The organism is Yersinia vastinensis (genome assembly GCF_044905075.1).
Taxonomy (GTDB): domain Bacteria; phylum Pseudomonadota; class Gammaproteobacteria; order Enterobacterales; family Enterobacteriaceae; genus Yersinia; species Yersinia vastinensis.
Genome location: NZ_CP173260.1, coordinates 3,545,389 through 3,561,656 on the forward strand (window position 1 = coordinate 3,545,389; position 16,268 = coordinate 3,561,656).

The window sequence follows — 16,268 nt, forward strand, 5'->3', positions numbered from 1 at the left end:
TTAGCCGCTTTTTATATCTTACAGAGTGTAACCGCCCTTGAGTTAGCGCTCACCAACTCCACACCATAGGGTGACACTCTCACCAGACAACTGCAGATTGACACCCTCACCTGTGACACTCAACTCGGATGAACCTTCCAGACGCTGCCATTTAGCCACATTGAGTAAAGGAGATGCCACTAAGGAAATATCAGTATTGTGGTTGCGCTGGATTGCCACCATCACTCGCTCACGCTGATAGCAACGAATAAATATCAGAGAATCACCATCGGCATGAATAACCTGACATCCACCGCGTCGCAGAGCCATACTTTTGTGCCGCAGAGCGGCCATTCGTTGACACAACTTCAGCAAATCGCTCTGCCATTGAGACTCATCCCATGGGAATGGTTTACGACAGAACGGATCATTACCCCCATCCAGCCCAATTTCATCGCCGTAAAATAAGCAAGGCACGCCAATCCAACTAAACAACCACACCAGCGCCATTTGCATACGTGCTTTATCACCATCGAGCAGCGTGATAAAACGGGCAGTATCATGGCTGTCCAACTGATTAAATAGACGAAGTTGGTGACCATGAGGTAACCCAGCACGGTATTCATCCATCCAATAAGCACACTCTTCGGCCTGAAGTTTTATGGGATGATAGGCAACATCCTGACCGGCCAAAAAACTGCGCACCGGCAAAGCAAATCCCATGTAGTTCATTGCCGCATCCTCTACTCCGGCATGTAACCAATTTCGTGCATCACCAAAGTGCTCCCCCAATATATAAGCCTGAGGATTCTCTTCTTTCGCTGCCTGATAGATACCCGCCAGATGGTGTAAATTTCCTTTTGCTCCGCCCTCTTCCCCGAGCATATGCACTACATCCAACCGCCAGCCATCAATACTGTAAGGCGGTTTTAACCAATGACGAACAACACTATTTTCGCCACGATAAATTTGATTCACCACGCCATCATTCGCAAAGTTGAGTTTTGGCAGGCTGGCATTGCCTTTCCAATCCAGCGCCCGCCCATCGGGGAAGAAATTAAACCAACCACGGTAAGGTGAATCTTGATGGTGGCAAGCGCCATCCTCTCCTTGCTGATGGCGGTCAAACCAATGGTGAGAATCCCCGGTATGGTTAAACACACCATCAAGCACCAATTTGATACCGGCATCATACGTTGCATGACGCAATTGCAAAAAAGCACTCTCACCACCGAGGTAGGGATCAATCTGATAATAATCTTGCGTATCGTATTTATGGACACTGGGAGCGGTAAAAATCGGGTTTAAATACAGTGCGGTAACACCGAGCTGTTGTAAATAGGGGATTTTTTGACAGATACCAGCCAAATCACCGCCGTAGAATGTCGAGGAGGCATTTATATCTTCCAATGGGTGCTGCCATTCTCGGCGCGACACCGCCACACCCGCAGCATGATGAGGATAACTGCCTTCCTGCACCCCATATTCCCCCTGACTGCTGGCAAAACGATCGGGGAAAATCTGATAAAAAATTTGGTCAGCTACCCAATCAGGGCCACTATCAGGTGTATCAATAGCAAACTGTGCCAACTGTGCTGGGGGAATTTTTGAAAGTCCCAATGGACCAAACCACTGTTGATCATCATTCCACAGCAGTTTGAAACAATAACGCCGTGTCGGCTGACCTTCATGCAAAGGGAGTTTCGCACTATAAGACCAAAAACCATCTCGTTGCTGCCCCTTCATACTGAGCAGCCATTCTTCATTATCGGGTTCACAGCGCAAGAAAACCTGCTCGGGTAAATTATTCCCCTGCAACCATAACGTCATATGTAATGCATCGCCTTGCTGACGAACAAAAGGCGTGACCGGTAGATGCCAACCACTCAGCATAAAACTCTCCTGCTTTAACCAAAACCATTCCTGTTAAGGCTATCTGGTGCAGACATTAACGCCGCGACACATTCACCCGATGATAGGCGATTGAGCTGAATAAACAGCCCTGCTATATAAACAGTTCGCCGACATAAATAATGACATGCAGTAGGAGCTTGCCCCTCATCTGCCAGCATAAATATCGGGGATGAGGCTGGGGGCGGAGAAAAGTTAATTAAATGGCAACATACCGAGTCTAATAAAAAAAGCCGGGAAATTTCCCGGCTTCAGATGGCGTTCAGCTAAGTATTACTCGGCCTCTTTCACCGGTATTGCTTGTTTCTTCTGATGACTGACTTTGAAATAGTATCCCACCAACAGCAGTGCAATCCACACCAGCCCCACATACAAAGAGATGCGAGTGGTTGGGAACCAACCAATCAGGCCGATGATAAAGACTAAGAAAATGATCGCCAGTACCGAGGTAAAAGTACCGCCACGCAGCGGGAAATCCAGCGCTTTAATCTGATCTTTACTCAAGGAGCGGCGGAAACCAATCTGGGAAAACAGGATCATAATCCACACCCAGACAGTAGCGAAAGTCGCCAGCGACGCGATCACCAGGAAGACATTTTCAGGCATGATATAGTTCAAATACACTGCAATCAGCATAGCGAACATCATCACCAATACTGTAACCCACGGCACTCCGCGTTTGGAAATAGCGGCAAAGGCTTTGGGTGCATGGCCTTGTTCAGCCATCCCATTGAGCATACGCCCGACCCCAAACACATCACTGTTGATAGCGGATAATGATGCGGTGATAACCACGAAGTTCAGTATGCCGGCCGCCACTGTAATCCCCATATGCTGGAAGGTCAGAACAAATGGACTACCATTGGTACCCACCTGATTCCATGGGTAAATAGACATGATGACAAACAAAGTACCGACGTAGAACACCAAAATACGCCATGGTACTGAGTTGATTGCTTTTGGAATGGATTTTTTTGGATTCTCTGCTTCACCAGCAGTAATACCGATAATTTCAATACCGCCATAAGCAAACATTACCAGTTGCAATGACAAAATCATGCCGACAAAACCATTACTGAAGAAGCCGCCGTTAGTCCATAAATTATGAATGCCAGTCGGTTGCCCACCGTTACCAATACCCCAAATAATGATACCAATACCGGCCAGAATCATGATGATGATGGTGGCAACTTTAAAGAATGAGAACCAAAATTCCAACTCGCCGAATACTTTGACACTCATCATATTGATAGCGCCAATAATAAGGACAACACTCAGCACCCATACCCAGTGAGGCACATCGGGGAACCAGACGCCCATATAGATACCGAAAGCGGTCACATCCGCGATCGCAACAATCAGAATTTCAAAGCAATATGTCCAGCCAGTGATGTAACCCGCCATCGGCCCGAGGTAATCTTGGGCATAACGAGAGAAAGAACTGGCCTGCGGGTTATTGACTGACATTTCGCCCAAGGCGCGCATGATGATAAATGCCACCACACCACCAATCAGGTATGCCAATAATACACTTGGCCCTGCCATTCTTATTGCATCAGCCGAACCATAGAATAAGCCCGTACCTATTGCTGATCCCAATGCCATAAAGCGGATATGGCGTGTCGTCAGGCCGCGTTTCAGCTTATTTTTGACTGGTAATTCCATCAACATTTTCCCGTCTTTTTTCAGCAAAAAGCCACGGGGATGAGCCGTGGCTAAAAATATCTTATAACTGTGCAGTTATTGCTTGGCAGCAACTTCCTGACGACAGCAGAGGCGATCGTACAACCCTACGACGACGAATACCAGCAGAGAAGGCGATAACCATGCCAGACCTTGTTCAGACAGCGGTAGGTGCTGGGTCCATTCCGGCAAGAAATGCGCAAATGTCGAGGCTTTTACCGCATCGAGAATCCCAAACAGCAAGCTGACCAACATCACAGGGGCCACAATACGCGAAGCATGATGCCACCAGCGCAAGGTGAAACTCATCAACACCAGCACGATGCATGGAGGATAAATTGCTGTCAGCACGGGGATAGAGACCTGAATCAGATGGCTCAGCCCCAGATTCGATACCATCATTGAGAAGATACCAAGAATAAAGACCAGTGCTCGATATGACAAAGGAAGGTACTGAGCAAAGAACTCAGCACAGGCGCAGGTCAGACCCACAGCCGTCACCATACAAGCGATGAAAATCAAAGCCGCTAGGAACACACTCCCCAACCCACCAAAAGTATGCTGAACATAAGCATGCAGCACCACGGCACCATTTTGTGCATCCGGTGTCAGGCTGCCGCTACTGGAACCCAACTTAAACAGACTCAGGTAAACCAGCGTCAAACCAACACCGGCAATCAACCCGGCCCAAATGGTGTAACGTGTTAGTAAGCCGGAAGAAACCACTCCGCGCGAACGAGCAGCGTTGACAATAACAATACCAAAGACCAATGCGCCTAAAGTGTCCATGGTCAGATAACCATTAACGAAACCAGAGGAGAATGGCACTTGTTGGTAAGCGTCCGTTGCCGGAATCAATGGCCCAGCGGGCCAAATCAACGCAGCGATACCCAAGATAGCCAATGCCAAAATTTTCAGTGGTGCCAGAATATGCCCAACCGTATCCAACAAACGCCCCGGATACAGCGAAATCCCGATAACCAATGCGAAATAGACCACACTATAGATAAACAGCGGCAGTGGGCCATCCCCCGTCAGTGGGGCAATGCCGACTTCAAAGGACACAGTGGCAGTTCGTGGAGTCGCAAACAGTGGGCCCACCGCCAGATAACAGACGGTCGCCAGAACCAAGCCCGCGCCACGGCCAATTGGCGTGCTCAAAGCATCAATACCGCCGCCCACACGGGCAAGAGCAATCACCGTAATAACCGGTAATCCAACCGCAGTAATCAGAAAGCCCAGTGCGGCCCACCAAACATGTTCACCGGATTGTAAACCAACCATCGGTGGGAAGATGATGTTGCCCGCGCCAACGAATAAGGCAAAGGTCATAAAACCTAATGCCATAATATCTTTAGATGATAAACGATGACTCATAGTGGTGTGCGTTGCCTAGTTAAATGACCAAAAGAAAAAGTTCTCAGTTGTGGTCTTTCCGACGTGATCGAAACGATACAAAGCTCTGATAAACGCAAACTCCAGCGGTTAATAAGCAATCTATTTCGTCAGTATGCAGTGTTTTTGAAGTTATTTGCAGGTGGAATAGGCCAACAACGGCGGTAAGTAGACCGTTTATAGCGGAGAAAGGCAAGTCAGGATCACAAAAGCAGAGTCTTCATCCAGACAATTCTTCTAAACCAGTTAATCGTGCCAGTTTTAGAGAAATACACGCCATATGATTTGTATCATTTATAGCCAACCGTTAACAATTTAATGAGCAAAACCCAACGCTTCTCGGGTATGAGCCAGCATATCGGGGGGCAGCGGCAGGTAACCATCGTGTGTCACTCTTTTTTGCCCTTCAGGTGATAAAACCCGTGCCAAAAATGCCGCAGTCAAAGGTTCTAACGGCTGACCAGGTGCTTTATTGATGTAGATATACAGATAGCGCGACAAAGGATAGCGGCCATCTTTAACATTTTCGGCCGTCGGCATCACAAAATCCTGACCGTTAGCAGACAGTGATAATGGTTTAACCCCGCTATTACGAAAACCAATACTGGCATAACCCATACTATTTAATGAACCAGCGATGGCTTGCACCACGGATGCCGAACCGGGTAACTCATTGACATTATCCATAAAATCGCCATCGCACAGTACGCGATGTTTGAAAAAACCGTAGGTTCCAGAGGCTGAATTTCGGCTATAAAGTTGTAAGGAACGAGCGGCCCAGCCCTCTCCTAACCCCAATTCGCCAAAACGCACAATTCGACGAGGCTCTCCACAGCGGCGGTTCTGCGAAAAAATAGCATCAAGCTGAGATAAAGTAATTTTATTCAATGGGTTATCTTGATGAACAAAAACCACGAGTGCATCAACAGCAACAGGAACCGCAAGAGGGGGATAACCGTATCGTTGAGTAAATGCAGCGATTTCAGCAGCCTTCATTGGCCGGCTCATCGGACCAAGTTGAGCAGCCCCGGCAGCCAATGCCGCAGGGGCTGTAGAGGATCCCGCCGCTTGTATTTGCAGATTAACACCGGGGTAGTGATGATTAAAATCTTCCGCCCACAGCGACATCAAATTAGCCAAAGTGTCCGATCCGACACTGGAAAGATTGCCAGACAAGGTGTGGCTTGCCGCTACCGATGATGGCTGCTCCGCCACCGTAGGCGATACCACCGGTTGCGCCAATGCGCCATAACTCAGGCAGAGCATGGCATTCAACAGCGCCCATTTTCCCCATCTCATCAACTTGGTGCCCATGCAGTCTTAGGATTTGACTGCATTCTCGGTTAAAACCGTCGGAACAATCAACCGGTTCGGTAAGGTAAAAATAAATCGCGTACCCAAACCAATTTCACTGATAACATCCAAACGCGCGTCATGGTGGCTCAGTGCGTGTTTCACAATAGCCAACCCCAACCCACTCCCGCCAGTTTGTCTTGAGCGAGCTTTGTCCACCCGATAAAAGCGCTCAGTCAGGCGCGGAACATGCTCAGGAGCAATCCCTGGCCCATTGTCGCTGACCTGAAATTGCGCTCCTTGTGGTGTTTGCTGCCAGCACACCTCAATTTTTGTGCCTTCAGGGGTATGATTAACCGCGTTATAAACCAGATTAGAGACCGCACTGCGCAATTGATCTTCGTTACCAAAAACTTTCAGTTGCTCATTGATACGGAAAGTAATCTCATGACGCCCATTACTCAGTGCCTGAACCTCGTGCTGCAACACTTTCAACATACGCGGAATATCGACCTGCTCATTCATATCCACGTTAGGTGCGGCCTCAATTCGTGATAGCGTCAACAGTTGCTTTACCAACCCATCCATTCGCTTGGTCTGCTCTTGCATGGTTCCTAGCGCTTTTTCGCGTAATGGGCCAGACAATTCCTGGTCATGCATCATTTCCAGATACCCTTGTAACACCGTCAGTGGTGTACGCAGCTCATGACTGACATTGGCGAAGAAATTACGCCGCGCCCCTTCCAATTGACGCATTTGCGTGACATCTCGCGCCACCATAAGTAATTGCCCTTCAGAGTAGGGCATCACACGGAACTCCACGTAATGACCATTATTCAATTGCAGGGTTAGTGGGCGAGAAAACTCTTGTTGCTGTAGATACTGACTGAATTCTGGATAACGTAATAAGTTGAGAATATGTTGACCGTTATCTTCCGGCCAACGAAAACACAATAATTTCTGGGCCAGACCATTACACCAGAAAATATTACCGTCGATCGTAGTCATCACCACAGCATCAGGTAATGATTCAGCACCACTGCGAAAGCGCTTGATAAGCAATGCTAATTCGCGACGCCTCCGGCGATTACGCAGTTGCATCTGGTACAAGCCATAAAATAAAGGCTCCCAACTCCAACGCCCGGCGGGTGGCGTCATGCTGCGGTCTAACCACAGCCAGTGAGATAATTTGAGTTGGTTATAGAAATTCCAGATTAAAGCGGCGAGCACTGAAAGCAGTAATAGCCAAGGGAGATACCCAATAAAGGCACCTAACAATAATGCAGGTAAACAAAAAATAGCCAGCTCTAAAGCCAGCGTTTTCCACGATAAACGTTCTAACACAACGAATTCTCCGGCACTGAAAACTCAGTAGCGCGTTGAGAAACGATATCCAGTTCCCCGGACGGTTTGTACCATTTTGTCATGACCATCAATTTCAAGCGCCTTACGTAACCGACGAATATGCACATCAACAGTGCGATCTTCTACATAAACGTTAGTGCCCCAGACATAATTAAGCAACTGCTCACGGCTGTACACACGCTCTGGATGGGTCATAAAAAAGTGCAGCAATTTAAACTCTGTAGGCCCCATATCTAGCGCTTGCTCGTTAGCCATAACCCGATGTGAGGAGGGGTCAAGACTCAATCCTTGCATTTCAATAACTTCTTCTACTGCCATTGGCGATATCCGGCGCATGACTGCTTTAATTCGTGCCACCAGCTCTTTTGGCGAAAAAGGCTTGGTAATATAATCATCCGCCCCTACTTCCAAACCACGAACACGGTCTTCTTCTTCGCCACGAGCGGTCAGCATCATCACAGGAATATCACGTGTCAGTGCTTCACGTTTCATATGCTTGATAAACTGGATGCCCGAACCACCAGGCAACATCCAGTCTAGCAACACCAAATCAGGGAAAGGCTCCGACAAACGCGCCACTGCGCTGTCATAATCTTCGGCTTCTAACGGTTGGTAGCCATTCTGTTCCAACACAAAGCACACCATCTCACGGATTGGTGCTTCATCTTCCACCACAAGTATGCGTCTTGCCATCATCAATCCTGCCAGTAAGTTAGTGGTCACTATGTTATGCCGCGAGCCATTATGCGTCAGTTTTGTGACATTTTTATGAAAAACATCACGCTCTCGTAAGCAATAAGCATAGTGATTAATTTCATGTTAATTGCAAAATACAGCACTCAAGTTTGCGAAGCGCCTCGGAGATTTTCGCCATCACCTTTTTTTAGCCGAGACATCCGGCGAACAGCGTTTATAATCAGCGCCATTCGATGAGAGATAACCTGCCATAGCGGGAGATTTATGCGCATTATTCATACCTCTGACTGGCATTTGGGCCAGCATTTCTTCACCAAAAGCCGTGCAGCCGAACACCAGGCATTTCTGCATTGGCTTATTGAGCAGATCGAAGAAAATCAGGTGGATGCGCTGATTGTTGCCGGTGATATATTTGATACAGGTTCTCCTCCCAGCTATGCCCGTGAGCTATATAACCGTTTTGTAGTCGAACTCCAACCCACAGGGTGCCAATTAGTCGTGCTGGGGGGGAATCACGATTCAGTATCAACACTCAATGAATCTCGGGGTTTGCTTTCCTATTTAAATACCACGGTAATATCCTGCGCCAGCAACCAACTGGAGCAACAAATCATTATCTTGAAAGATCGCCAACATCAGCCTGCCGCGTTGCTATGCGCTATTCCTTTCTTGCGTCCTCGAGATTTAGTAACCAGCCAAGCTGGTGAATCTGGCGGACAAAAACAGTTAGCGTTGCAAGAAGCCATTGCTAATCATTATCACGCGCTCTATCAGCAAGCAGTTGAACTGCGAACGAAGCTCAGCCTACCGTTACCTATTATTGCTACTGGCCACTTAACCACGGTAGGCGTGACCACAAGTGATTCAGTTCGTGATATTTACATCGGGACATTGGATGCCTTCCCTGCACACGCTTTCCCACCAGCCGATTACATTGCTTTGGGCCATATTCATCGCGCCCAACAGGTCGCAAAAACCGAGCATATTCGTTACAGCGGCTCGCCAATAGCCTTGAGCTTTGACGAGTTAAGCAAAGAAAAAAGTGTCTATCTGGTGGAGTTTAAGCAGCAGGTCCTGTCATCAGTAACCCCGCTGTTTATTCCACAATTTCAACCAATGCAGCTAATTAAAGGCGATTTACAACAAATAGAGCATCAACTGGCTAAATTTACTGGCCATCAGGGGTTGCCGGTATGGCTAGATATCGAAGTTGCCACTCAAGACTACCTCACTGATATTCAAAGACGAATTCAGGCTCTTGCCGCAGACCTCCCTGTTGAAGTGGTGCTATTGCGCCGCAGTAAGGAACAACGAAATAGCAGTATTGAGCGACAGGAAAAAGAGACCCTCAATGAACTAAGTGTTTCCGATGTATTTGAACGTAGACTCGCGTTGGAGATAGACCTCGCCGAACCTCGCCAACAGCGTATGCGCCAGATGTTCAATCAGGTTGTTGAAGACATTACACAAGATAAAGATGCAGCAGAGGAGCAATCCGCATGAGGATTTTAAGCCTGCGCCTGAAAAACATTAATTCTCTGCAAGGAGAGTGGAAAATAGATTTCACTGCAGAGCCTTTCGCCAGCAACGGGTTATTCGCCATCACTGGCCCCACCGGAGCAGGTAAAACCACTCTGCTGGATGCAATTTGCCTTGCGCTATACCACCAGACTCCGCGCCTGACGGTCACGCCAAGTCATAATGAGTTGATGACACGCCACACTGCAGAGTCACTGGCTGAAGTTGAGTTTGAAGTACAAAATATCCGTTATCGCGCATTCTGGAGCCAGCGCCGCGCTAAAAATAGCCCGGAAGGAAATCTACAAGCCCCCAAAGTTGAGCTGGCACTTTGCGAAGACGGCAAAATTCTGGCTGATAAAGTACGTGATAAACTGGATATGATTGCAGCAATCACTGGGCTGGATTTTGGCCGGTTTACCAAATCCATGATGCTATCACAAGGGCAATTTGCCGCTTTTCTCAATGCCGACGCCAATGACCGCGCTGAATTATTAGAAGAATTAACCGGTACTGATATCTATGGGCGCTTATCTGAGTATGTATTTGAACAACATAAGCAAGCCAAAATTTCGTTAGATGCCTTACACCAGCGCGCCAGTGGCATTGAACTACTCAATGAAGAACAGCGCTTAGAACTGACCCAACAATTAGACGCTCTGAGTGAACAAGAAAAGCAACTCACTTTAGATCAACGGGTAAATCAGAACCACATAAACTGGCTAACAGGTTGGCAACAGCAGCAAAAAAACTTGCTCGAATATCAACAGCAACAAAAGCTCATTGAGCAAGAATACCAACAAGCTCAACCTGAATTACAGCGGCTCGCTCGTAGTGAGCCCGCGGAGAAATTGCGCCCTTTACTACACGAATGCTCACGTAGCTTGCAAGATTTACAACAATTACAACAACGCATGGCTACGCTGACCCAACAGCAGCATCAACTTCAAACGCAACTGACTCCGTTAGCTCTGGCTCTGGAAAAAGCCAACCTTGCTCGCCAACAACAAACCACCAGGCAATATGAACAAGAAACGCTGATCGAACAAAAAGTGGTTCCACTGGATAACCTTATTGTTCAGCAACAGCATTTATTAGCGCAATTTGCCACACAGTTGCAGCAATTGCGTGGTAAAGAAAAACAAAGCAGACAACAACTCGAACTTAATGAACAGCAGTTGCGGCAAACTCATCAGCGTCTGCAACAACTTTCCGAATATTCGCACCAACATGCACATCATCAGCACTGGGAAAAAAGCCTTCCTTTGTGGCGTGAACAGTTTCGCCAGTTGCAAACGCAACAACGACTATCAGTTGAAAGCGAGCAACAATTACAACAACAGGTCACATTGCTCAACGCATTACAGCAGCAAATTGCCACACTGAATGAACAAGATAAGCAGCAACAAACGGCATTAGTACAAGCTAATTTGCAGGCAGGTAGCATCCAGCAACAACTCTCGGCACTTGAACAATCCCAACCTTCTACACAATTACGCCAACAGTTGAATGAACTTCAGCAACAACGATCAGTGAGACAACAATTAGCCGCGTTATCACCCTTGGCGCAGCAAGTTCAGGCGCAACACGATAAGCAGCAGCAGCAATTTGCTCACCAACAGCAACAGCTAGCAATACTGGAAAAACAGTTAGCGGAAAAACGTCAGTTATACAAACAACAAAAACAACATCTGACGGATTTGGAATCCCTGCTGGATCGCGAAAATCAGATAGTTCGCCTCGAGGCAGAAAGAGCCAAACTGCAACCGGGAGAAGCATGCCCATTGTGTGGCGCATTGGATCACCCAGCAGTGACTAAATATCAGACGGTAAAACCCTCTGAAACTGCCCAACGTGTTGATAAACAGCGCCAATACGTTGAGAAATTATCGACAGAAGGTTCCGAACTCAGTGCTCAGACTCAAAGCCTGCTTCAGCAACTTAAACACCTAGAGCAAGAGTTACAGCACAGCAAGCAACAGCTGGCCGATTATCAACAGCGCTGGCAAATGTGGATAAAACCACTGGCACTGACATTGGCATTAAATGACACGGCAGCCTTATCAACTTGGCTGGAGCAACAAGAACAATCAGAACAAATCTGCCAGCAAAAACTTGCCGAATATGAAAAACTGAATCAAGCATATCAACAAGCTAAAGATATACTTGCTCACGTAGAACAGCAGCAACAAAAACATCAACAACAGCTGGCACTCGTCACTCAACGTCAACAAGATACCCAGCAATCTCACCAACAATTGTTGGTACAACATCAGCGTCAACAAAACGACCTGGCGAGAATGCGCCAAGATTTCGATACTGCTTTAGCTGCATTTTCGCTGTCGATACCAGAAGCCGACCAGCAACAAAGTTGGTTAGCTCAAAGAGAAGAAGAAAATCAACGCTGGCACCAGCACCAGCAAGAACAACAACAGCTGGAAATTGGGCAAAAAGCACTGGAAACACAGATTGAAAATGAGCGCCGCTATTTACAAGAATATGTCGATCAGTTAGCTGCCATTAATCAACAACAGCAACAAGCTGAAACCCTACTACAACAACAAAGTCAGCAACGCCAAGCCCTGTTTGGTAACAACAGCGTTACCGAGGTACGCCAGTTATTACGTCAGCAACAGCAACAAGCTGAATTGGCGCAGCAGAATGCCGCACAGGCTCTGCAACAAGCACAATCTCAGCTTAACTTACTCTCGGGTGAACTGGCGGGATTAGAACAACAACATCAACAAAATCAGCAGCGCGCAACAACTGCCCAAACTGAACTGCAACAGGCGCTAGTCAGCAGTGAATTTGCTGATGAAGAAGCATTAGCCGCAGCATTATTGAGTGAAGAAGAAAGACAGCGTTTGCAGCAGTTGAAACAGCTGCTGAATGAACGTCAACAACAAGCCAATATCCGCCAGCAACAAGCCAATGAAGCCTTGGAGCAATATAGACAATCTTGCCCAGAGGGCGTCTCGCAGACCTCTGAATTGGCCATATTGCAGCAGCAATCAGAACAGTTACTGGCACAATTAAAAGCCACTACATTGCGACAAGGTGAATTACGTAATCAGCTAGAAACAGACGCCACTCGTCGTAGCAACCAACATGCTCTATTTGAACAAATTGAACGTAGCCAGCAGCAATATGATGATTGGAGTTATCTCAATCACTTAATTGGCTCCAAAGAGGGTGATAAATTCCGTAAATTCGCTCAGGGCTTAACACTTGACCATCTGGTTTATCTGGCCAATAACCAACTTAGTCGCTTGCATGGCCGCTATCAATTGCAACGCAAAACCAGTGATGCTCTGGAGCTACAAGTGGTCGATACTTGGCAAGCAGATGCAATCCGCGATACCCGCACTCTGTCAGGAGGAGAAAGCTTTTTGGTCAGCTTAGCTCTGGCTTTGGCACTATCCGATTTGGTCAGCCATAAAACCAGTATTGACTCACTGTTCCTTGACGAAGGCTTCGGTACATTGGATGCAGAAACACTGGATACGGCACTGGATGCACTGGATAGCCTGAATGCGTCCGGTAAAACCATTGGAGTTATCAGCCATGTCGAAGCCATGAAAGACCGAATTCCGGTGCAGATTAAAGTCAAAAAAGTCAATGGACTGGGTGTCAGTCGTCTGGATAATCTTTTTAAGATCAGTGACTAAACACCCCGCGCGCCTCAATAGCAACGCTATTCCCCAATGCCATTGGCGTTACAGCTAGGCAGCAAACAAACGCATCCCGATGAGCTTACATCAGTAAGTGATTCGGGTAAGTGAGTGCAGCTAACAACGCTGCCCCCGTCAAGGGCAACGCTATTCCCCAATGCCATTGGTGTTACAGCTAGGCAGCAAACAAACGCATCCCGATGAGCTTACATCAGTAAGTGATTCGGGTAAGTGAGTGCAGCTAACAACGCTGCCCCCGTCAATAGCAACGCTATTCCCCAATGCCATTGGCGTTACAGCTAGGCAGCAAACAAACGCATCCCGATGAGCTTACATCAGTAAGTGATTCGGGTAAGTGAGTGCAGCTAACAACGCTGCCCCCGTCAATAGCAACGCTATTCCCCAATGCCATTGGCGTTACAGCTAGGCAGCAAACGAATGCATCCCGATGAGCTTACATCAGTAAGTGATTCGGGTAAGTGAGTGCAGCTAACAACGCTGTAGCGTCAAGGACGAAGGGGAATAGTAGGCCACAACCAAGCCGCACCACGCACCCCACTCGAATCCCCATGCAATGCTTTACGGATAGGCGTCTGGCACTCGCCGCCAAATACCCAAGGGCTGATTAAAGCGGGCAATGTTTTATACAGGCGGTCGACATTGCTCATTCCTCCGCCTAACACCACCACATCGGGATCAAACAGATTGATAACATGGGCCAGCGACTTAGCCAAACGCTGTTCATAATGACCCATGGCTTGTTCAGCTATAGCATCCCCTTGCTCTACCAAGGTGATAATCTCGTGTCCTTTAAGGGGGTTACCACTCAGACGAAAGTAATCAGTGGCAAAGCCAGTACCAGAGACAAAGGTTTCAATGCAGCCTTTTTTGCCACAATAGCAAGCCACTTCCTGTTGATATTGCCGCTCCTCGTCATTCTGCCACGGTAACGGGTTATGCCCCCATTCACCGGCAATACCATTACCTCCGGCGTGCACTCGCCCATTAATTGCAATCCCAGAGCCACAGCCTGTACCGATAATGGCTGCAAACACCAGATGCTTTCCAGCACCGGCACCATCAGTCGCCTCAGAAACGGCAAGGCAGTTAGCATCATTAGCCAAACGCACCGGGCGTGTGAGCAGCCCTGACAGATCTTTATCGACAACCTGACCATTTAGCCAGACAGAATTGGCATTTTTTACCTTCCCGGTAAATGGGGAGAGTGTGCCAGGAATTCCCACCCCCACGCTACCCTGCTCTCCAGTAGCGTGTTCAGCATCGGCAACTAAAGCGGCAATCGCCTGCAATGTTTCTTGGTAATTATGACGGGGAGTATCGACCCGTTTACGGAAAAGTTCCTGTCCATCATTGGCTAAAGCAATAACCTCTATTTTGGTGCCACCTAAATCTATACCAATGCGCATGGTGCTTCACCTCATTGACAGGGTTGTTCTCTATTTTATTAATAAAAATTGTTATTAATACCTCAGTATTAGCAATAAATCCGTTTCTGGCTGAAAACGCTACCAATCAAAGACTCTAACAATAATAAGAATCCTATCATTCAGTTTGGACAATACCGCGCCGTGGCACAATCTTTGTCACCGGCAATTTTGTACTTTGTGCGATGTGAATCTCTTCAGACAGAAATAATGTTCAACGAATTGCCGACTGGCTCTGTTTTTTCTTATTCTTTTTACTAGGGGCCGACGCCTCAATTCGTTATCATGCCGCCCTGCGTTTGATTAACTCGCGCGCTCCAAGCGCGCCCGAGCCAGGGATAACACTATGCTGTGGTTTAAGAATTTAATGGTTTACCGTTTGAGCCGGGAAGTTTCACTGTCTGCGGATGAAATGGAGAAACAGTTAAGCGCCCTCAGTTTCACGCCATGTGGCAGCCAAGATATGGCCAAAACCGGTTGGGTCTCACCAATGGGTTCACACAGTGATGCATTAACCCATACAGTTAATGGTCAAATTGTCATTTGTGCGCGTAAAGAAGAGAAAATCTTGCCATCCCCCGTGATTAAGCAAGAGTTGCAGGCCAAAATTGAGCGGTTGGAAGGTGAACAACACCGCAAACTAAAAAAAACTGAGAAAGACTCATTAAAAGATGAAGTTTTGCATAGTTTATTGCCACGGGCATTCAGTCGTTTTAACCAAACGTTTTTGTGGATTGATACCGTCAATGGCCTGATTATGGTGGATGCCGCCAGCGCCAAACGAGCCGAAGACACCTTAGCGCTACTGCGTAAAAGTTTGGGTTCTTTGCCTGTCGTGCCGCTGACATTAGAAAATCCAATTGAACTAACGCTAACTGAATGGGTACGCAGTAAAGAATTACCAGCCGGTTTTGCGTTAATGGATGAAGCTGAATTAAAAGCTATTTTGGAAGAAGGTGGCGTGATCCGCTGTAAGAAGCAGGATCTGTTCAGTGATGAAATTGCAGTACATATAGAAGCTGGCAAGCTGGTCACCAAATTAGCACTCGATTGGCAAGAGCGCATTCAGTTGGTACTGTCCGATGATGGCTCGCTAAAACGCCTAAAATTCTCTGACACTCTGCGCGAGCAGAACGAAGATATTGATAGGGAAGACTTTGCACAGCGTTTTGATGCGGATTTTATTCTGATGACGAGTGAATTAGCGGCTCTGATAAAAAACCTTATTGAAGCTTTAGGTGGCGAAGCACAGCACTAATACGCATCACATCAAAAAAACGTATCGCCCTCTCTGGCATGGAGAGGGCGGAAT

The 16,268-nt window shown here is 47.4% G+C and carries 10 protein-coding genes; 3 read left to right on the top strand and 7 right to left on the bottom strand.

The features are described 5' to 3' along the window. Positions 1–42: 42 nt before the first annotated feature. The 6 genes from malZ to phoB all read right to left on the bottom strand — a co-directional run bounded on the left by malZ (position 43) and on the right by phoB (position 8,319). A complete protein-coding gene (gene malZ / locus ACIOG0_RS16550; protein ID WP_050139931.1) occupies positions 43–1,872 on the bottom strand; it encodes a maltodextrin glucosidase in 1,830 nt (609 codons plus the stop codon). Between the two features lie 291 nt (positions 1,873–2,163). Then, complete coding sequence (gene proY, locus ACIOG0_RS16555; RefSeq protein WP_050099256.1) at positions 2,164–3,555, bottom strand: proline-specific permease ProY; 1,392 nt, start codon at positions 3,553–3,555, stop codon at positions 2,164–2,166. A gap of 75 nt (positions 3,556–3,630) precedes the next feature. Then, the gene (brnQ, locus tag ACIOG0_RS16560; RefSeq protein ID WP_050099209.1) at positions 3,631–4,950 is read right to left on the bottom strand and encodes a branched-chain amino acid transport system II carrier protein; all 1,320 of its coding nucleotides are present in this window, start codon (positions 4,948–4,950) and stop codon (positions 3,631–3,633) included. A 333-nt stretch (positions 4,951–5,283) separates the two neighbouring features. Next, positions 5,284–6,267, bottom strand: a complete 984-nt coding sequence (locus ACIOG0_RS16565; RefSeq protein ID WP_050099258.1) for a PstS family phosphate ABC transporter substrate-binding protein — start codon at positions 6,265–6,267, stop codon at positions 5,284–5,286. Between the two features lie 21 nt (positions 6,268–6,288). Then, positions 6,289–7,605: a phosphate regulon sensor histidine kinase PhoR gene (gene phoR / locus ACIOG0_RS16570; protein ID WP_050099210.1), complete on the bottom strand. Its 1,317-nt coding sequence runs from the start codon at positions 7,603–7,605 to the stop codon at positions 6,289–6,291. A gap of 24 nt (positions 7,606–7,629) precedes the next feature. After that, positions 7,630–8,319, bottom strand: coding sequence for a phosphate response regulator transcription factor PhoB (phoB, locus tag ACIOG0_RS16575; protein WP_050139933.1), 690 nt, complete (start codon positions 8,317–8,319; stop codon positions 7,630–7,632). 267 nt (positions 8,320–8,586) lie between these two features. Here phoB and sbcD point away from each other — a divergent pair, with 267 nt between their 5' ends. Together sbcD and ACIOG0_RS16585 are read left to right on the top strand one after the other, a co-directional pair. Continuing rightward, positions 8,587–9,825: an exonuclease subunit SbcD gene (gene sbcD / locus ACIOG0_RS16580; protein ID WP_050296039.1), complete on the top strand. Its 1,239-nt coding sequence runs from the start codon at positions 8,587–8,589 to the stop codon at positions 9,823–9,825. Beyond that, entirely contained in the window at positions 9,822–13,508 is a 3,687-nt protein-coding gene (locus ACIOG0_RS16585; RefSeq protein WP_128451619.1) for an AAA family ATPase, read from the top strand. Before sbcD ends, ACIOG0_RS16585 begins: the two co-directional genes overlap by 4 nt. Before the next feature lie 509 nt (positions 13,509–14,017). On the opposite strand, the gene mak is transcribed toward ACIOG0_RS16585, so the two are convergent. Further along, the gene (mak, locus tag ACIOG0_RS16590; protein WP_050101578.1) at positions 14,018–14,938 is read right to left on the bottom strand and encodes a fructokinase; all 921 of its coding nucleotides are present in this window, start codon (positions 14,936–14,938) and stop codon (positions 14,018–14,020) included. A gap of 364 nt (positions 14,939–15,302) precedes the next feature. Between mak and rdgC the strand changes: the two genes are divergently transcribed. Next, the gene (gene rdgC, locus ACIOG0_RS16595; protein WP_050101579.1) at positions 15,303–16,214 is read left to right on the top strand and encodes a recombination-associated protein RdgC; all 912 of its coding nucleotides are present in this window, start codon (positions 15,303–15,305) and stop codon (positions 16,212–16,214) included. Positions 16,215–16,268 lie beyond the last annotated feature (54 nt).